The organism is Blautia sp. An81 (assembly GCF_002161285.1).
GTDB lineage: Bacteria > Bacillota > Clostridia > Lachnospirales > Lachnospiraceae > Blautia > Blautia ornithocaccae.
This window is the reverse complement of the sequence record NZ_NFHH01000043.1, coordinates 1-18,116: the sequence shown is the minus strand read 5'-3', so window position 1 is coordinate 18,116 and position 18,116 is coordinate 1. Positions and strand designations below refer to the sequence as shown.

Annotated in this window: 17 protein-coding genes; 4 read left to right on the top strand and 13 right to left on the bottom strand. The window is 40.8% G+C overall.

Features of this window, described 5'->3' with window-relative positions; genetic code table 11:
• Positions 1-316: 316 nt before the first annotated feature.
• The 12 genes from B5G33_RS20015 to B5G33_RS19955 all read right to left on the bottom strand — a co-directional run bounded on the left by B5G33_RS20015 (position 317) and on the right by B5G33_RS19955 (position 12,031).
• Positions 317-2,914, bottom strand: a complete 2,598-nt coding sequence (locus tag B5G33_RS20015; protein WP_330396752.1) for a hypothetical protein — start codon at positions 2,912-2,914, stop codon at positions 317-319.
• A gap of 161 nt (positions 2,915-3,075) precedes the next feature.
• A complete protein-coding gene (locus B5G33_RS22495; RefSeq protein WP_087418883.1) occupies positions 3,076-3,528 on the bottom strand; it encodes a hypothetical protein in 453 nt (150 codons plus the stop codon).
• A gap of 3 nt (positions 3,529-3,531) precedes the next feature.
• Entirely contained in the window at positions 3,532-4,434 is a 903-nt protein-coding gene (locus B5G33_RS20005; protein ID WP_087418882.1) for a DUF2935 domain-containing protein, read from the bottom strand.
• Between the two features lie 78 nt (positions 4,435-4,512).
• On the bottom strand, positions 4,513-5,058 hold the full coding sequence (locus tag B5G33_RS20000) for a GNAT family N-acetyltransferase (RefSeq protein WP_204247443.1): 546 nt from the start codon (positions 5,056-5,058) through the stop codon (positions 4,513-4,515).
• 78 nt (positions 5,059-5,136) lie between these two features.
• Positions 5,137-5,703, bottom strand: coding sequence for a hypothetical protein (locus B5G33_RS19995; RefSeq protein ID WP_087272433.1), 567 nt, complete (start codon positions 5,701-5,703; stop codon positions 5,137-5,139).
• A 175-nt stretch (positions 5,704-5,878) separates the two neighbouring features.
• A complete protein-coding gene (locus B5G33_RS19990; protein ID WP_087418881.1) occupies positions 5,879-6,697 on the bottom strand; it encodes a toll/interleukin-1 receptor domain-containing protein in 819 nt (272 codons plus the stop codon).
• Positions 6,698-7,303: 606 nt separating this feature from the next.
• The gene (locus B5G33_RS19980; RefSeq protein ID WP_087418879.1) at positions 7,304-7,849 is read right to left on the bottom strand and encodes a helix-turn-helix domain-containing protein; all 546 of its coding nucleotides are present in this window, start codon (positions 7,847-7,849) and stop codon (positions 7,304-7,306) included.
• 141 nt (positions 7,850-7,990) lie between these two features.
• Positions 7,991-8,401, bottom strand: a complete 411-nt coding sequence (locus B5G33_RS19975) for an SseB family protein (RefSeq protein ID WP_087272427.1) — start codon at positions 8,399-8,401, stop codon at positions 7,991-7,993.
• A gap of 224 nt (positions 8,402-8,625) precedes the next feature.
• A complete protein-coding gene (locus B5G33_RS19970; RefSeq protein ID WP_087418878.1) occupies positions 8,626-9,507 on the bottom strand; it encodes a type II restriction endonuclease in 882 nt (293 codons plus the stop codon).
• A complete protein-coding gene (locus tag B5G33_RS19965; RefSeq protein ID WP_087272422.1) occupies positions 9,488-10,303 on the bottom strand; it encodes a DNA-methyltransferase in 816 nt (271 codons plus the stop codon). The genes B5G33_RS19970 and B5G33_RS19965 overlap by 20 nt, the downstream gene beginning before the upstream one ends.
• A 15-nt stretch (positions 10,304-10,318) precedes the next feature.
• Positions 10,319-11,152 carry a DNA adenine methylase gene (locus tag B5G33_RS19960; RefSeq protein WP_087272419.1) on the bottom strand — a complete coding sequence of 278 codons (834 nt, stop codon included), beginning with the start codon at positions 11,150-11,152 and terminating at the stop codon, positions 10,319-10,321.
• A gap of 114 nt (positions 11,153-11,266) precedes the next feature.
• Complete coding sequence (locus tag B5G33_RS19955; protein ID WP_087418877.1) at positions 11,267-12,031, bottom strand: TRM11 family SAM-dependent methyltransferase; 765 nt, start codon at positions 12,029-12,031, stop codon at positions 11,267-11,269.
• A 101-nt stretch (positions 12,032-12,132) separates the two neighbouring features.
• On the opposite strand from B5G33_RS19955, the gene B5G33_RS19950 reads away from it, so the two are divergent.
• Together B5G33_RS19950 and B5G33_RS19945 are read left to right on the top strand one after the other, a co-directional pair.
• The gene (locus B5G33_RS19950; protein ID WP_087272413.1) at positions 12,133-12,384 is read left to right on the top strand and encodes a helix-turn-helix domain-containing protein; all 252 of its coding nucleotides are present in this window, start codon (positions 12,133-12,135) and stop codon (positions 12,382-12,384) included.
• Entirely contained in the window at positions 12,371-13,027 is a 657-nt protein-coding gene (locus B5G33_RS19945; protein WP_087272410.1) for a MutH/Sau3AI family endonuclease, read from the top strand. Before B5G33_RS19950 ends, B5G33_RS19945 begins: the two co-directional genes overlap by 14 nt.
• Before the next feature lie 521 nt (positions 13,028-13,548).
• On the opposite strand, the gene B5G33_RS19940 is transcribed toward B5G33_RS19945, so the two are convergent.
• Positions 13,549-15,414, bottom strand: a complete 1,866-nt coding sequence (locus B5G33_RS19940) for a beta-glucoside-specific PTS transporter subunit IIABC (RefSeq protein ID WP_087418876.1) — start codon at positions 15,412-15,414, stop codon at positions 13,549-13,551.
• Positions 15,415-15,772: 358 nt separating this feature from the next.
• Here B5G33_RS19940 and B5G33_RS19935 point away from each other — a divergent pair, with 358 nt between their 5' ends.
• Together B5G33_RS19935 and B5G33_RS19930 are read left to right on the top strand one after the other, a co-directional pair.
• Positions 15,773-16,972, top strand: a complete 1,200-nt coding sequence (locus B5G33_RS19935) for an enolase C-terminal domain-like protein (RefSeq protein WP_087272405.1) — start codon at positions 15,773-15,775, stop codon at positions 16,970-16,972.
• Between the two features lie 27 nt (positions 16,973-16,999).
• Complete coding sequence (locus tag B5G33_RS19930; RefSeq protein WP_087418875.1) at positions 17,000-17,719, top strand: GntR family transcriptional regulator; 720 nt, start codon at positions 17,000-17,002, stop codon at positions 17,717-17,719.
• Positions 17,720-18,116: the final 397 nt, after the last annotated feature.

Sequence of the window (18,116 nt, the reverse complement as noted above, 5' to 3'; positions counted from 1 at the left end):
GGATGTTGTATTTTTTTGGTCTTGCCATAGGAATCACCGCCGTTTTTTTTTTGATTATACATCAGAACAGCTGTGATTACCAGAATATTTAGTTAAATATCATCAAGTCAGCACACTAGTGAAATATTCAATTTAAATTTTAGGGGAAATCTTGGCCAATCGGCTCTTGAAGTGTATCTTTACCATACCATATGCGAACCCATTCTGCAATTAGTAAAATCGCCGAAGATATATTTTCTGCCAATGCTCCAGGATGAGAACTCTTCCTCCCATACATTTCTCATCCCGGAGCAATTCTAAATTTCTATTGTATTCTTTACTTTCTGCCTCTGAATATCCTTCCGCACATTTCCTTACATCTGCACCGAAGGGAATGTTTCATCACTCGAAAGATCCCCCACATTCCCGATTCAACGTCCCATCCGAAACTTCCTGAACGATACAGATAATCACCGGGGCAGGCGGCCCCGTCTTTCAGTTCCATGTCAAAACGGTTCCCGATACTGATTCCTCCCTGAAGGGGGATTTCTCTGGACAGATCGTCTTTCGGCTGTTCCCTCCACAAATGCCCATGAATAGTCAGGGATACATTTCTTGGCTTATCTGCCGGCATCATGGTCCGGAAGATCACCCGGTCTCCGGAATACGCCTTATATACCGGTGTAGCCGGATCCCCGTGAATTTTACTGCTGAACACTTTCCACACCCGGGGATCACGGGAAAGCCTGTTGGCAAACCTCTCTGACCGGTAATTGTATCCTTTTTCCCCTGTGTCTTCCGGTTCCACCGGCTCCCTATTGTGCCCTGCTGCTGTCTGGACCAGATTTCCCTGGGCGTCCAAAAGCCGGATGCCATTCTGGATAAACAGTACATATTCCCGAAAAGTTTCGGTTCCCGGTGCTGTTATCACCGCCTGCTCTGCAAAAGGATTCTTCTTTTTGGTAAAATTCTCATACCACTGGGCTTCTGCAGGTTCTACGATGACTGTTCCGAATAATCCATGATACCTGTGATTCCGCATATCTCCAAAAGACTGCAGGATACAGGTTCCATATTCACGGTCTGCCTTCCAGAGATAACGCTTGCTCTCGCCGATTCCCACCGTCTGTTCTTTTGGATTATATCCCACGTTTATCCCAGAATCGCTGACCGGATCGTACTGCAGAAACTGTGGGTTCAGGGAAACTCTGTTTGAGGGCTTATGCTTCATCTCAAGAGGTACAGTGGGATAATCAAAATAAGGAACCGGATGGTCGGGATCCCAGCAATTGTGAAGAATAACCTCCAGCCACTCTCCAACATTTGCCCGCAGTATCAGCGGTTTTGGAGTATACTTCCCGGCTAATACAAGGTCCACATCTTCCAGGGGAACAAAAATCAGTCCATCTGGATCGTTGTCTCCATAGCTGTTATAGACCAGCTTTGTCTGAACAGCAGCCACTTCATAATGTCTTACCACGTCGTCCTTGCCAGGGCAGGGCGGCAGGGGCATGATCCTGTCTTTTCCCTTGCAGAGAGGCTTCAGACATTCCTGATATCTGTCATAAGCCCGGATAATTCCCCAAAGCCCCAGCCATGCATCATCTATGCCGCCAAAATAGTACAGATAATCTCCCGGCTGATAGGGGTCTTTGATGTTAAGGTTGAATGCCTCTGAGACTCCGACGGTCTGGGAAGCAGCCAATGGGGACCGTTCATCTGCCAGTTCTTTTCTCCAGGATATTCCGGTAATATTAAATACATGCTGTTCCTCATGGGCTCCATCTATGAGCCGGATCATCAGTTCATCCCCCGGATAGGTTTCCAGAACAGGGGTGGCCGGATCTCCATGGACATAGGAACTGAAAATATAGGCAGGATCCTCATGCTTCTTCAATCTTTCCCTCATAGGCTCTGAGCGGTAGTTGATTCCCATGACTCCGGGATCGTCATGGCCCCCTGGAACAGCCGGAGGATTCAGGGGCTTCCCGTCCTTGTCAAACAGATTTGCAAAATCATGGACAAAAAGTGCAAATTCCCGGAAGGAGGTTCCGTCTCTCCTTCGGATCACTGCCTTTGTTCCAAAACGAAGTTCTTCTCCGCTGCGTATATCATGGAAAGTCGCCCCTGCCTCCTCGATGACCAGTGCTCCAAACACCCCGTGAAATTGATGGGCATTTGCAAATAAATGGTCATGGAAAAATACGGTCCGCAGTTCTTCGTCTGCAAAAAAACGTTCTACCAGCGTTTCGTATTTCCTGGCTCCTGCAATATTGTTCCATCCGTTGGCTGCTCCATCGGAGGTAATAGTGTCAAACTTAACCAGGTGCACATGATGTCCCACAATATCTGTTCTGGTCCTGAGCTGGAAGGCATTTGCTTCCAGATATTCCGGTAGCAGATTCGTGGTACGCAGCTCAATACAGTCTCCTGCATTGGCACGTATTACCAGGGGCTCTACTCTGATCTTTTCGTCCTCCACCAAACGGATATAAGATTCCAGACCGCCCCATCGCTCCAGCTCCTCCTTTAAAACAAAGAACCGTCCTTCCGGATCATGCCATCCATATTTGTTGTAGGTAAGTTTCGCCTGTACCAGAGCTATCTCGAAAACTTTCACCTTTTCACAGGTCTTCTCTATTCCCCGGCATTTTCTGCAATTTCCATGCCCATCTTCAGTCCGGGCCGGCTCTCTGCTGTCTTTCTTCTCTTCTTCAGCATCTACGGCCTTTCTGCACTCCTTATTCTCTTTTTCATCTTCTGAAGGCTCTCTGACATCTTTGCTTTTTTCGTCAGTTTCAGAAAGCTTCCGGCTGTCATCCCATGTTTCTTCCAACTCAGTATACTTTTTGTCATTATCGCATTTTGAACATTTTCCTGCTGTATGACAGGGGCAGGTATCTGTATACAGGGCCCCGGGAGCCGGATTTTCCACAAAATTTGCTTCTTCCAGAGGAGTGGGACATACCACCGGATTGCCTTTTACATCCAGTACTCCACATGGAGGCTGACGGGGCGGTTTTCCCGGTTCTCCAAAAATAAAGTTAGGATATCCCGGATGAAGCTTATCTTTTTTAGGAGGCTGTTCCCGGTCTTTTAAGGGCAGAAGAGCGGTATGGGACTTCCGTCCGGCAGCTTCCCTTTTCCATCCTCAAGGCGGTCATAAATCCTCCATAGGGTCCACATTCCTTCATGAAAATGGGGATACAGATGGCAGTGAAAAATCACATCTCCGATTACCCGGTTTCTGCTCCCCGCTCCATACAAAATATCCAGTGTATAGCATTCCTGAGGACTTATGGTAATAGAGTCAATAATCGTAGAAACAGGATTTCCCCCTTCCAGCCGCCACTGATGATTGTGAAGGTGGAACACATGGGTTTCCTTAATCCCTCCGTGAACCAGACGGATTTTTGCCGGGTCTCCCACATATGCCCTGAGGATTGGTGGCGCCGGGTCTCCGTACTGGTTATATACAATAGGAATCTGTATGGCTTCCAGTGTAAAGCGGCGGATTCTGCTTTGACTGGGATATTGGCACAACTGCATTGTTTATTCCCCTTCCTGTTTCAGAATCCGAAGATAATGATTTGCCTCCCGAAGCACATGATCCGCCAGCAGAGGAAGAATAATAGAGCGTATGTCACATCCCGTAATCCCTTTTGTGCCTGCAGCCTTAAAATCACAATATTTCTTCGTAGTTTCCAATGTTTTTCTTGTAAGTCCGTTCATGGCTCTGCAGTCCTGCTGTCTGGCTTCCTCCAGCAGCCGGCAGTAATCCCCGGCAAATTTGTCTGCCGTTTCCACCAACTCACATTCTGTGGGATCAAGGAGGCCGCGTATAAACAGGGCATGCTCCATCATGATCTGGTTCCAGAACTGTTCTGTCTTAAGCATATTTTCTGAAGAAATGCACTGGTTCTTCTCCAGCGTTGTGATAATCTGCTGGTATAATTTTGCCTCCCGGATAATATGCTCTATCAACAGCGGATAATTAGCAGTGAACAACCTGCATGAAGTAACCTGCTGCAATATCTGCTCTTTAAACATGATCAGGCCCCTCAGCAAACCCAGGACTCGCTGGTTTAACTGCCGGATCTGCAGAGCCATTCTTCCGTCTCCACATTCTCCACAGCCTGCCTGGAGTTTCTTCTCTGCCTGGGTGATCCGAAAATCAATGGGAATCTTTGTAAGCCTTCCAGTCTGCTGTTCCGCCATTACTGTAAACTCTGTAAACACTTCTCCGGAACACAGCACATCTTTGCCTACCGTTCCATCAGCAAGGCGAACTGTCTGCCACAGTACTTTTTCAAATTCTGTGCGGTACCAGTTCGCCTTATTTATATACGCCATTTCTCCTGCCGGAAAGCCTGCCTGAAGGAACAAAGCATGCTCCTTCATAATCCTTCCAAAAAACAAATGGGTTTCTAATGAGGTTGTAATATATTTTTTCATGCTTATACATCCTGTTATTTTACTGTTCTTTATAATGTATGTAAGCATTGAAAATTTGGGCAGTTGTTTTCTTAGTAATCAGATATCCAGCGCACAGCTCATTTCATACCACGGTACGCCTCCCCAGGTGGACTGGGACAGGCCATGATTGGTAAATCCCATTTTTTCATACATTGGGATCTTATCCTCCAGGCAGGTGAGGACCGCCATCTTTCTTCCCCGTTCTTTTTCCCTTTGAAGATAGACATGCATCAGCTCTCTTGCCAAACCCTGGCCCCGGTATTCCGGAAGGACGTCCAGTCCAAGGAGAATCACGTTTTTTCCCTGGGGCCGGTACAAAGTATTGTCATAGAAAAATTCATCCCGAAACCTGGATTCATCTGTGGCCAGCCCGCATAAAAATCCCCCAAGCTGTCCATTCTGCCGGTCAACTGCTACCAGAAACAGCTCCGGAACTGCCGCCGCCCGGTCTTTCATCATTTTCTCCGTACATGCTTCATTTGGCGGAAAACAGACCTGCTCGATCCTGGCAGCCTGATCTGCCTCCTCCGGACGAATATACCGGAACTCAAAACGTTCATACAACTTCTCCTTTGCCTGTCCACATTCCTTTTTATTACACATTATCCCTTATTCCTCCTTACAAGCGTCAATTACTTTTTAGCAACAATTTTATCCTGCTTTTCTCCGTTCTGTATAAAATCATCTTCCGGAAAATTCCTTGATATACTGTTCTGTCTTTTCCATGATGGTTTTTAAAATCTCCAGATCCTGCAGTGCATCCCCCGTCTCCATGGAATGATTGGCATGCTCTGTCAGATGCAAAGGCAGTCCTCTTTTCTCACATTCTGCGGAAATAACTTCTGTCTTAGCCCAGTCGTCTCCTGTCCCGTGAAAAACAATTCCCTCTGTGCCGATTGCCTGGAAAGAAGCTTCTACCGGAGTATAATAAATATGCCCTGCGCCTATCCCATATTTGACATCATAAGAAGCTGCCACTGCTGTTCCAATACTTTTTGAAATAAATAAAACATGGTCATAAGCATGAAAATCTATATCCGACAATCCTTCCGTTACATAAGCAAGAGCCTGCTCATAGGCAGCATACATCTTCTTCCCATCGCCCTTAATGCCAGAGGGCAGTACCCCATAATCTGCACAGACAATTTCATATCCATACTGTCCCGCCAGTTTCCTGCTGTAGTATAAAAGGGGCTTATCCACATGATAGCCTACTCCTGGAAATATCACTGCAATCTTTTTTCCCATTATCTCTATGCTCCTTTAATCTAAATCAATTTTTGCTGCCACATCACTTTTCCACAATTTCCGCTGTCAGCATGCCTCTCTATCCACATAAGTATCTATTGTCTCCACTTCTCATAATGAAATCTTGTCTTTCATAATTCGAATATGGTTTCGCTGATTATTATAATCTGCACTATCATAACTCATCTTTATCTTTAATGGTGGTAATAATTTCTCTGGATAAAACTTCATATCCCTGTCCATTGTTATAAAGTACCTTAATATCCTGTAGGAATAAAGGCAATTGTGAAATACTGATATCCTTATCCAAAATGCTGATAATAAGTGCGTCTTCTTCTATAAGTTTTTTAATAAACGCACTCATTTCATATTTACACCATTTAGATTCCAAAAAGTTGTTTGTGATCCAAAATATGATACTCTCAGCTTCCTCAAGTCCCTCCTGAACTTTATTAACTATAGAGTCTCCAATATGAATACTATATTTATCAAACCAGACCGGCAATCCTGCTGCATTTAAATCTGGAATCAGCTTTTCAACCTGCTCTTTATCTTTGGAACTATGGCTTATAAAAACCTGTCTATCTTTCCCAAAAGGACTCATAATGTATCCCTTTTCTTCAAGTTCGTGAATCTCTGCAAAAGCAAACGCGTTTCTCAATACTAAATCCACCTGGTCTTCTTCCGCTATAGTAAAGCTATTAAATCTTCGTTTCCCCATCTCTAACATTAAATCTCGGATCGTTAGGTCCTGACGATAACGCAACCCTGCATCTTCAAACATTGCCTTCATCTCATTCATATCATCTTTTTCAGGGCGATCATAGCTTACACATATAAAAAACTCCAAATTATAAGGGACATTATTAACAAAAAGCGCCAGCATCTGTAGAGCATTCGCTTTCTGTTTCCGCAAAAGCTCCTTAAATACCTGGCAAAGATGTTCCCTTCTTCCATATTCGCCTTCCCACACAAAATCTTTATCTAACTTCATTTGTTTCTCCTCTGTACAAAAATAATTTCAGTCTATAATTCAAATTTTGTTTTAGTTACTCATGAGCAAGATGCTGCGAATATAGTCTTCACCATAATATTCATATGTTTTCTGCTGTAAGCTTAAAATCGTTTTCTGTATCAATGTTTTCAGGCAGATCCCAAAATTGATATTTTTCGTCGGGTCTCTTTCCTGTAATAACCATCGTAAAACAATCCTTTCCAATTCAGTAAGTTTCTTCATAAACTCCGTAATTTCAAATCTCGTATAAGGAATATCACCTCCCGGGAAAAATTCCTGTAAAGTATGATTGCTTTCTTTCCCTATAGGCCGATCTAAAGACAGGGAAGATTCTGCCCTTCTGCATCTTCTCTGTATTGCGCTCATTTCATCCAGCAATACAGAAGAATACATGAGCGTCAAATACCAAATTTTACTTTCTCCAAATATACTCGAACAAATCACCATACGATAGGCTAATTTATAAACAGTTTCTATCTCTTCCCTCTCTGCCCAATTCCAATGTCTTCGGTAAAGGGCATTAAAGATTTCTGGCTTCCAAGCAGTATTTTCTTCTATGTTTTCAGGACAGAGCCTAATGTTTTCTCACAAAAATGACTCTTTCATTTCAGGCAGAAGCACGCCTCTCCATCCCTGTTCTTCTTCGTCCCACAGGCATAGGAACCGCATATTTTCATCCATTCCAACTTCCTTTGCTATTTTTCGAACAAGTTCTGCAGAATAATAGTCTGCTCTTCGTACGCCGTCTTCCTTTTCTTTTATCAAAAGTTCCCTGGGATTCTCCGGATGAGTAGAAATCTCCACAGAATGTTTTAACTGGTGTAACAATTCCTTCTTCAGATGGATTTGGTTTCTCTTTTTGTAAACCGTTAACTGCTTGCTTGTATTGATCAGCAATCCTGCACTGCAGATTCTACCCATTTCTTTGTTTATAGTGCCTTCTCCCGGCGTAGCACCTAATAGTCTATATAACTCTAAAGTATGCTGCTTATTAGGTTTCCTTTTGCCATGTTCCCAAAGCCGGATTATCTCTTTAGAGCACTTTAATATACCCGCCAGCTCTTTCACAGACATTCCCCTGAGCTTTCTCATTTTCTTGATGATTTCGCCTATTTTCTCAGCTTTGCTCATTATTTTCCTCCTTTGCTTATTTTCCCAGAATTATATAATAAGAAAGCCGAAAAATGTCGCTAATCATTCTCTTTTTCTTTAAGCAATCTGCGGATAGAATTCCATGAAAATTTTTTATACAGTTAAAGTTTAGGCTGCATTTTATGCCGTCATACCTAAAATAATGCGGATCAGATTTTTATCCAGCATAATGGTCCGGTTCCAGGGATTCACGATGATCCCTTTCACCCCTTCTGTTTTTAAGACTGTTTCAAAAAGCTGCCTCATATTTCCCATAAAAGCAGACATAACCTTATCTGCCCCTTTCATCTCCTCTTCAAAACTGGTAAATGCCATCCACCAGATGCTTCCATTCTCCAGCTGAATCCCATGAATCCTTAGCTGGGAATCTCCCGTCCCAGGCTCTACAGCAACAATCAGTTCACCCTCCTCTTTCATCCGGCGGCGGATCACCGTCAGAGTATGGGCAAGCATCTCCTGGGTGGGTTCCTTCTTAAGGCCTTCAATAGCCGCCTCTATCTTCTCATTTCCTTGTAGTTTTTCGTCCTTCATTCTCTGTCTCCTTTTACCTTTATGAGCTCTCATATGATTAGTTGAATGTAGACTTATACTCTCCTTAACCTGTTTTCCTGAAATATTTCCCATATAAATATTCCTCTATTGTGCTTAATATGTATTGATATATTTTGGCGTCAACCTAATCTCATATTTCTACCCTCATCTGTATACTATAAGGCTACATCATACGGCTTTTCACCAGCTTCTGTAACCATCTATTACTTAAATATTTCTTGCATCACTTTATTTTCCATATCATCAATGCTATAAATGTGTTCCATTACTTCAAAGGTCTCCCTTAAGTTTCCTCTTGCACTTTTCCAGCCAATTCCATCTGTAAACCAAACAAATTCAACCCCTTCTACCGTTTCAGCCTCTTTCGATAACATTTTATAACTGCGAGCAGTTTCATTTAATTTTGAACCACCACCCGTGTAGAAATTTGTTTCAATAGCATATATAGTGCTTGCTGTCTTAACCACAAAGTCAAAACGTTTTGCTGCCTTTCCTTGATTGGATAGCGCCGATAAATCCTTGTTCCATCTCTTTTCAATGTCTACCAGGTACATTTCCTTGAAATAATTAACATCTTTCATAAAACCAGCTTTCTGTATATATTTTTCAACCAAGTCTTCCATCAAATGTCCTCCTCGATTTTTTCGTCCATTTGAGTCAAGACCAGTTTCAACGCCAGTTACATAGTCAACTAAATTGTTAATAAGATGGTTCTGCAATAAGTCAAACAGCCCTGTTTGTTCCATAAAATAGCAACATCTCTCATAGAACAAATGACTATTCGGTGGATATTTTTCAACTTTAAACCGGTATAGATAACCCCCGTTTTCATCTTGGCAATAAATCTCATTTTCTCTCTTCGCCAATAATATTGGAATCACTTTTAATGTTTCTGGATATTTTTTTAATACTTTGATAAAATCCTCTTTAATATTCTTGCTTCCAATCAGCGAATTAAGTATGTTCAGTTCAATTTTAATTTCGTCAACATTTCTATAAACTTTTTCAAAGTCAATATAGTAATCATATGTAGCGATACTTGCTCTGAATTTGCTTAACCATATATCAAAATCTCTTTCTTTCATTATGTATTTTCTCCAATCTCCGTTGCGTAATCTGTAAATATTCTTCGCAATTGTCAATACCTATAAATTTTCTTCCATAACGCAATGCAGCAACTCCTGTTGTACCGGAGCCACAAAATGGGTCTAATATAACTTGTCCCTCCTCTGTCGAAGCCAAAACAATCCTTTCCAACAAATATTCCGGCTTCTGAGTTGGATGCTTTCCTTCCTTTTTTTCAGATGGTTTCGTTAAACTTCCTGTCCAGACATCTTTCATCTGCTTACCGCCATTCATATCTTTCATAATCTGATAATTAAAAAAGTGCCGAGCTTTCTTATCATTCTTTTGTGCCCATAAAATGGTCTCTGTTGAATGAGTAAAGCATCGACACGCTAAATTTGGCGGTGGATTTGTCTTTTGCCATGTAATGTTATTAATAATTTTAAACCCTTCCTGCTCTAATGCCATCCCAATCGAATAAATATTATGTAGAGTACCAGAAATCCACATACTTCCATCCCGTTTAAGTACTCTCTTACACATTCTAATCCATTTTCTGTTAAATGCATGTTTTTCTGCAAAAGAAGTTTGTTTGCTAAATTCAATTTTATCCCATGAAGCTTTATTGACAGATACCATCCTCCCCCCTTGACATGTTATACCATCATTACTCAAAAAATACGGCGGATCTGCAAAAATCATATCTATGCTCTCTGCTTTGAGCTTCCGTAAAATTTTAAATGAGTCCCCTAATATGATGCAGGCATTGTCAGATTCATAATAATAAGATACTGTTTTTGCCGCCAACTCTTTCATTACATCACACCATCCTTAATAGTTGCAAATAATAACCTCTTCCCCCACTCGCTTAGAAGCATCAGAATTTATTAGGCGTTTTACACTTACCACATCAATTCGATATCCTTTATTACCATATAACTCATTAATAAGCTCTGTATTATGGTTTGTTAGCATACAGTAGCACCCTCTTGCCGTTAATTCATCATATAAATCCGCAAGTCTTTTATGACTCTCTATATCAAATCCTTCTTTTGTATAAGCTTCAAATGAAGTTGGATTTAACGGAGCATACGGACTATCAATGAATATAAAGTCACCTGCTTTAGCATTTTCACATGCAGTCTGGAAGTCACCTTCCAAAATCGTTACATGCTTCAAATATTCTGATGCTGCTCGAATAGAGTCAACATCAATAGACTGCTTCCTACTATTATTGTATGGAACATTGAATAAACCTTTTCCATTAACCCTATATAAACCATTAAAACAATGTTTATTTATAAATACAAATAATGCTGCCAATTCTATATCAAATTCATCTTTCATTAATTTGTCATTATAGCGCTCTCTTAGAGCATAATAATATTTTTTCCCATCTTCCCACATTTCTGAGTCCAGGTGCGTCACTGTACTAATAAAACTTTCTGGATCATCGCAAATTTGTTTATATGCATTTATTAATGCTTTGTTAATGTCATTGATTACAGCTTTCTCTGGCAATAATTCAAACACTACCGCACCGCCGCCAACAAAAGGTTCAAAATAGTTGTTGTACGTTTCGGGCATTCTTTCTCTAATTTGTGTTAACAACTGGCGTTTGCCACCTGCCCATTTCACAAATGGAGTTACACTGGAATTTTTCATTATCTATTCCTCATTTCTATATCAATAAGCTTATTATGCAAACATAGCACTTCTATATTATAGTTTGAAACAAACCAATTGACAACTGGAACCTTCTCTCAATGTGAATGTCCTTTACTTTTGAAATACGAAAATATACTCATGTGCCAACAATAAAAATTTATTTTTTTTACTCTTCCAATATGCTGTTGATTTGCAGTTATATTGCTCTTTTATGATAATTTCTTTAGATTGAAAGCCTGTATTTAAAAAAACTTCCATTGTGCGAAAGCCTAACGGAACAACCTTTCCATTTTTTCTTATGTCTCCCATCATTACTGCACAAATTTTCCCTTCTTTTAATACTCTAAAAGATTCTTCAGCAACTTTGTTCATTGCCTCTAAAAATTCTTCCGTTTTTAAATGGGAAATATCGCCTTCTATACTTTTGCTATATCGAATAATATCAGCATATGGCGGATGCGTACAAATAAGGTCTATTTTCTCATCTTTTATAAAATTAAGATTTGTTGCATTACCTTCTCGTACAAGGATTTTAGTTACTAAGTTGCTTTCAAATTGAATGTTTTTTTCTGAATTAGAAACGGATTGCGGATTGATGTCTACACCTACCGCATTTCGATTGAGTAGCTTCGCTTCAACAAGTGTTGTGCCACTCCCTGTGAATTGGTCTAAGATCCAGTCTCCTGGTTTAGAATATCTTAAAATTAGATTTCTGGGTACATACGGAGTCCAATTCCCCCTATATTTCCCTGAATGTGTCGCCCAACTTCCTCTTTCTGGAAATGACCAGATAGTGGTTTGTTCCAACTGAAAATTATTTGGTTGTAAATCTATATAGCATTCCTCCTTTGATTTGATATTTCTATCATAACTCATTTTCTTTCAAAAATCTATCTTTTTATTCTTTCACTATAAGTGAATTTATCTTCTTTTAATACCATGCAATAATATTCACATATAGTGAAAGGAGTATCCGCATGTACTTTGCCAACGATTCTGACTTATACCGAGTTATCGGTAAGAATATAAAATATTATCGTGAAAATTCTAAGCTTACGCAAATACAATTAGCAGAACTATCAGGAATCAGCATCAGTTATCTATCAAAAATTGAAGCTGATGGATGTAATAAAAGCCTTTCAATCTCTGTATTAAATGAAATTGCCAATGCCTTAAATATTGAAATTACAAACTTTTTCAAGGAGGACTTTCTTAATGACAATAAATGAAGCAAAGAATAAAATCAATGAATTAATTAACGTCCCTTTCAAAAATTATTTAAGTCCTGAAGATTATAATAATATCATCAAGAATAAAGGCAGAACCGGCCAAATCCTTGAATTAACCATCGGCTTACTTCTCTCTAATAGAACATTAGATTTTGTCGATGGAGAATTAAAAACAAATAAATGTGACCATACCGGAAAGCCCCTTGAAACAATGTTCATTACACAAACAGCCTCTATAATAGACGATTTATTAGATGTAAATCCTTTCAGAACCTCTAAACTCTATAAAAAACTGAATCATCTTCTCTACGTTCCTATCAGTAAAGATGGTTCACCCGATAAATGGATGTACTTGCCTCCTATTGAAGTAGATTTATCCAACTCTAAATATGCAGAGTTGGCCGAACAGCTGGAAGAAGATTATTATCATATTTGCAACGAAATGAACAGACAGCTTTCAAGTTCCAGTACAGCAATGCTACATACCGTAAATGGAAAGTTCATTCAAATTCGCACCAAAGATTCTAAACCGTATACACCAATTTATTCTAAAAAATATGGTCGCATTGTTTCAGATAAAAATCGTGCATTTTACTTCAAAAAGGAATTTATGCACTACATCAAAGCTCTTGAAAACAAATAAATATGTAATTATATCCCAAATTGACTCTATCTTTCAAAGTACTTATCAAAGTACTTAATTGAAGCCATAAAATATTGAATTTAAAATTTCAAACTTGTACAAACATAGCTGGCAATATTCTGGGAATTTACATCAATCATCCATCAAAGTTCGATAAGGTATAGTTAATTTTTCAAAATTAATTAGAGCATAGCAGCGTAAAGGCTTAACTGAGTTTATGCGTTCAGTTAAGCCTTTATTATTTGATTTACATTACCTGCAAACCACTAATTCATAGAAAAATGAATGCTCGAAAAATACTATTATTAGATTGTTATCAAAATAAATTTCTAAAATCTTAAAGTCCACAAAAATATTTATTTTAGGGGGCTCATTAGTCATTCGTTCTAGACATATTCTTTGTTTTTATAAATATATTTGTTTAAGTTTTTTGCAAATACACATTCTTTTTTACTCCAATTACACGTACATTTGAATCCATCTTTAAATACTTTATTTCCTCACTCCACATCTCCTGCTTTTTATCCCATCTTTACCTTCATCAGGGGCTCCCCGGCCTTGATGTTCCCGTGTGCAGCCGGTTCAATTATCTGAAAGTCTTCTGTATTGGTCACGATCATAATGACAGTGGCAGGATGTCCAGCCTCTTTAATCTTCTGAAGATCAACATGAAGAAGTTCCTGGCCTCTCTGTACACTCTGCCCTTCCTTTACTTTACTCTGGAACCCTTCTCCATTCATATCCACCGTATCAATGCCCACATGAATCAGGATTTCTACTGATCCCGCCTGGATTCCAACTGCATGCAGGGTATCCGCCAGATGCATGATCTTTCCGTCTGCCGGTGCAACGATTTTCCCGTCCACGGGATCAACACCGATACATTCTCCAAGTGCACCTTCTGAGAACACCGGATCCTGAATTTCCTGCATGGGAATCACCTTTCCTGCTGCAGGTGCACTGAGTTCAGATGGAGACTTCTGCTCATCTTGGACATCAGCCTCTTTTCTGACTTGGGATTTCTCCTCTTTCTCATCTTCCGGCTTTCTGATCAGTACATATGCCAGCCCAAAGGAGATCGCAAGTGTCATAACCCAGCCAATTGCTGCGTATCCAAACCACGGGCCAATATATGCCGGGATACTGAATATACTGGATGTGATATAGCCAAACAATCTTACTCCGAAGGTTCCGATAAAAGCACTTCCAACTGTACTTGCAACTGTTGCGGCTATGAATGCCTTTTTATATTTTGTCAGGACGCCAAAAAGTGCCGGTTCTGTAATACCCAGGATTCCTGAGATGACTGAGGAACCCGCGATCTGTTTTTCCCTCTGCGTATCTGCCTTGAAATAGCAGGCGGCAACTGCACCCACGATTGCAAGATTTGCAATAAACATCATTGGCATCAGCTGATCATAGCCAAGTGTAGAAAAGTTCTCCAGTGCTACTGGCGTCATTGCATGATGCATTCCTACAAGAATCGATATTGGTCGGATCGCACCCATAACAATACCGGCCAGAGTAGGTGATACCGAGAAAAGAGAACCTATAATCCATGCAAGGCCTTTACCGCAGTATATTCCGACAGGTCCTACTACCAGCAGTGTAAACAGTCCGGCTATAAACAGAGTGATTGTGGGGACAACCACTGTTTTTGCCGCCGAAGGAATAATTTTATCCACCCATTTATGGATATAACTCAGTCCCCATACACCAAAGATGATGGGAATTACCGAACTGGAATAATTAAACACCGGAACCGGAATCATCCCAAACAGCATGAATGCGCTGATTTCTCCCGCCTGGGCCGCCTCTATCATAGTGGGATACATGATGATCGCTGCTATAGCAACAGCCAGATACTCACTGGTACGGAACTTTTTCGCCGCAGATACCGCAAGGAAAAAGGGAAGGAAATTAAACACACCGCTGGCCAGCATGTCGATTACTTTATATGTATCTGTAGTATTTGTGATCACACCAAGGGCCACCAGTCCTCCCATAAGACCTTTGATCATGCCCGCTCCTGCGATTGCGGGAACCACTGGCCCGAAGATACCCGATACTACATCCATAAACCAGGTGACAAAATCCTTTTTCTTTTCATCCAAAGCGGCTTCCACCGGAGCATTTGCGTCAATCCCGAGCTGTTCTACCAATTCTTCATAATATTTTTCAACACCGACTCCGATCACGATCTGGAACTGCTCCTTTGCAAACGCTGTTCCAAGTACACAGTCCATCTTTTTGATTGCCTCAACATCAATCTTCTCTTTGTCTTTGAGTTCAAAACGCAGGCGCGTGATACAGTGCCATGCATTTTTTACATTTTCTTTTCCTCCTACATATTGCAGGATCTGTTTGATTCTTTCCTTTATTTCCATTTGTTATTGCCCCCTCCTAACGGGTATTTACTGGACACTATTCTTTCTGCGAAGCAGGTCCTTGGGACGCCTCTCCGCTGCTTGTTCTTCAAGTTTGCTGCAGCCTTGATGACTAAACAATATCATCGGACATTTAATTTTGCAACTGTCCAATCCAGCATTTCAAATTGCCAGAATCCCTTTGTTTTACAGTGTTTTTCTGTTATATATTTGTAAAATTGGACTGAAATTTTACGTAAAACCAAGCCCAAAAAATACACCGGTTGTATTTTCATTTCAGATATGTTGTAATGATTACGTAATGAAAAAGCTGCTGACCTTGATATGATAGAACAGACATATAAAGGAGATTAGAAAAATGACACCTGTAATTATCACAGATATCAAATGTTATGTAGTCAGACCGGACCGACATAATCTTACTGTAGTTAAAGTCTTCACAGACAAAAACGTTTATGGTCTGGGATGTGCAACATTCCAGTTCAGACCGCTGGCTGTCAAAACAATCGTAGAAGAATATATGAAGCCTCTTCTTATAGGGAAAGATGCAAACAATATCGAGGATCTCTGGTACCTTATGTTCTACAATTCCTACTGGCGCAACGGCCCTGTACTCAATAATGCGATCTCAGGAATCGATATGGCGCTGTGGGATATCAAAGGAAAAATGGCTGATATGCCTTTATACCAACTTCTGGGAGGAAGAGCCAGAACTGCGGTTCCTGCTTACACACACGCAGTAGCAGATACCATGGATGACTTGTACAAAGAAATTGAAAAGATACGTTCAAAAGGCTACCGTCATATCCGTTGTCAGCTGGGATTTTACGGTGGGAATCCGGACGACCTGAGAACTCCAAAGCAGCCGATCCCCGGAGCCTATTTTGATCAGGACGATTATATCCGCAACACTCTGCGTATGTTCCAAGATCTCCGGGCAAAATACGGCGATGCCTTCCACATATTGCATGACATCCATGAAAGGCTGACTCCCATCCAGGCAATCAACTTTGCCAAAGAAGTAGAGCAGTACCACCCTTATTTTATCGAGGATATCATGCCCCTGGACTGCAATGAATGGCTTGCTCAGCTTCGTTCCCAATGTGCCACACCTATTGCTGCAGGAGAGCTCTTCAATAATCCGAAAGAATGGCTTCCTCTTGTGCAGAACCGTTATATTGACTATATCCGCTGCCATGTTTCCCAGCTTGGCGGAATCACGCCTGCAATTAAACTTGCTCATCTCTGTGACGCATTTGGCGTGAGGATTGCATGGCATACGCCATCAGATATCACACCTGTAGGGTTGGCTGTCAACACTCACCTGAACATCCATTTCCACAATGCGGCCATCCAGGAAAATATTGAACTAAAAGAAAATACCAAAAGCCTGTTCCCCGGATATAATGAAGCAGAAAACGGATTTTTCTATCCAATTGAACGCCCCGGTATCGGAGTCGACTTTCTCGAAGAAGCAACAGCAAAATATCCATGTACCTATCGTGCTCACGAATGGACGCAGAGCCGGATTCCAGACGGAACACTTGTAACCCCTTAAACATATATCACAGACGAGGAGAAAAATATGTCATCCCCGAAAACAGAATTCATCGTCGAAGATCTTATCAGTAAAATCTATCAGAAAAGATACAGCAGCGGCAAGCTTCCCCCTGAGCGGGAGCTTGCTGAGCTGTACAATGTTTCTCGTTATACGATTCAAAAAGCATTAAAACAGTTGATCGGCATGGGCCTTCTGATTCCCCGGCAGGGAAACGGCGTTTTTATCAATGAAAAAATGTCCGGCAATCCGCTTGTGTTTAACTCTGTCACACAGGTCCCCTACAAGGATCTGAAGTCTCAGATGCTATATCTGAAAAAGGTTCCTGCCCTACCTAAATTGCAGAGAATTTTTAATCTGCAGGATAATGAGATGGTATGGGAATTTTGCCGGATACGAATCGTAAATTATCAGAAGACCCAAATTGAGACTGGATATATTCCCTGTACTCTTTTTCCTGTTATGACTTCAGAAGTAATAGAAGATTCTATCCAGAATTTTGCCCTGGAAGAAGGATACCGTATCTCTCACTTTATGACTAATTACAGCTCCACTCAGCTCACACGGGAGGAAGCGGACATTCTAAACTGTCGGAAAAACACCCCTGCATTTCTGATCAAGTCCAGAGGTTTCCTTCGTGACGGTTCTGTTTTCGTTTCAAGCGAGATTATTGCCATTAATTATGAGTGTACCTATGTAGTTCCTTTTAATAAAAATATATTTCATAAAAGACGCAGACCCGGTTAAGGCTCTGCGCCTTTTATTTTTAAGATATAATCTTTCTGTCACACAAAAGTTGATGGGAATAATGCAATCTGTAATGCAATAAAATCGGAAAAGAGCTGTAAAGCCCTGTGGAACAGGGCTCTACAGCTCGGCTCGAATTATTCAAACTCGGTTCTTTTCTCCAAAACTTAAACAAATTTGTTTAAGTTTTATAAGCTTTCCGATTTCATTTATCTCATTTTCATATTGTGCGCTGACTTGCTGATCCTCAGTTGCCGTCGCGTTGCCATGTATGTATTTGCTAACTTTGCAAAAAAGTTACACTAAAGGTCTTCTGACGCTCCTCACACTTCGAGAAACGTCATAAGCTCCTGCATACTTTTACCGCTCCTGCGGAAGGCATTCATGATCTGTTTTG

What these genes read in the sequence shown, in the direction of transcription:
- B5G33_RS19935 (WP_087272405.1), top strand. Translation starts at nt 15,773, where the DNA reads ATGACACCTGTAATTATCACAGATATCAAATGTTATGTAGTCAGACCG.
- B5G33_RS19970 (WP_087418878.1), bottom strand. Translation starts at nt 9,507, where the DNA reads ATGAAAGAAAGAGATTTTGATATATGGTTAAGCAAATTCAGAGCAAGT.
- B5G33_RS19950 (WP_087272413.1), top strand. Translation starts at nt 12,133, where the DNA reads ATGTACTTTGCCAACGATTCTGACTTATACCGAGTTATCGGTAAGAAT.
- B5G33_RS19955 (WP_087418877.1), bottom strand. Translation starts at nt 12,031, where the DNA reads ATGAGTTATGATAGAAATATCAAATCAAAGGAGGAATGCTATATAGAT.
- B5G33_RS19975 (WP_087272427.1), bottom strand. Translation starts at nt 8,401, where the DNA reads ATGAAGGACGAAAAACTACAAGGAAATGAGAAGATAGAGGCGGCTATT.
- B5G33_RS19995 (WP_087272433.1), bottom strand. Translation starts at nt 5,703, where the DNA reads ATGGGAAAAAAGATTGCAGTGATATTTCCAGGAGTAGGCTATCATGTG.
- B5G33_RS20005 (WP_087418882.1), bottom strand. Translation starts at nt 4,434, where the DNA reads ATGAAAAAATATATTACAACCTCATTAGAAACCCATTTGTTTTTTGGA.
- B5G33_RS19945 (WP_087272410.1), top strand. Translation starts at nt 12,371, where the DNA reads ATGACAATAAATGAAGCAAAGAATAAAATCAATGAATTAATTAACGTC.
- B5G33_RS19960 (WP_087272419.1), bottom strand. Translation starts at nt 11,152, where the DNA reads ATGAAAAATTCCAGTGTAACTCCATTTGTGAAATGGGCAGGTGGCAAA.
- B5G33_RS19930 (WP_087418875.1), top strand. Translation starts at nt 17,000, where the DNA reads ATGTCATCCCCGAAAACAGAATTCATCGTCGAAGATCTTATCAGTAAA.
- B5G33_RS20000 (WP_204247443.1), bottom strand. Translation starts at nt 5,058, where the DNA reads ATGTGTAATAAAAAGGAATGTGGACAGGCAAAGGAGAAGTTGTATGAA.
- B5G33_RS22495 (WP_087418883.1), bottom strand. Translation starts at nt 3,528, where the DNA reads ATGCAGTTGTGCCAATATCCCAGTCAAAGCAGAATCCGCCGCTTTACA.
- B5G33_RS19980 (WP_087418879.1), bottom strand. Translation starts at nt 7,849, where the DNA reads ATGAGCAAAGCTGAGAAAATAGGCGAAATCATCAAGAAAATGAGAAAG.
- B5G33_RS19940 (WP_087418876.1), bottom strand. Translation starts at nt 15,414, where the DNA reads ATGGAAATAAAGGAAAGAATCAAACAGATCCTGCAATATGTAGGAGGA.
- B5G33_RS19990 (WP_087418881.1), bottom strand. Translation starts at nt 6,697, where the DNA reads ATGAAGTTAGATAAAGATTTTGTGTGGGAAGGCGAATATGGAAGAAGG.
- B5G33_RS19965 (WP_087272422.1), bottom strand. Translation starts at nt 10,303, where the DNA reads ATGAAAGAGTTGGCGGCAAAAACAGTATCTTATTATTATGAATCTGAC.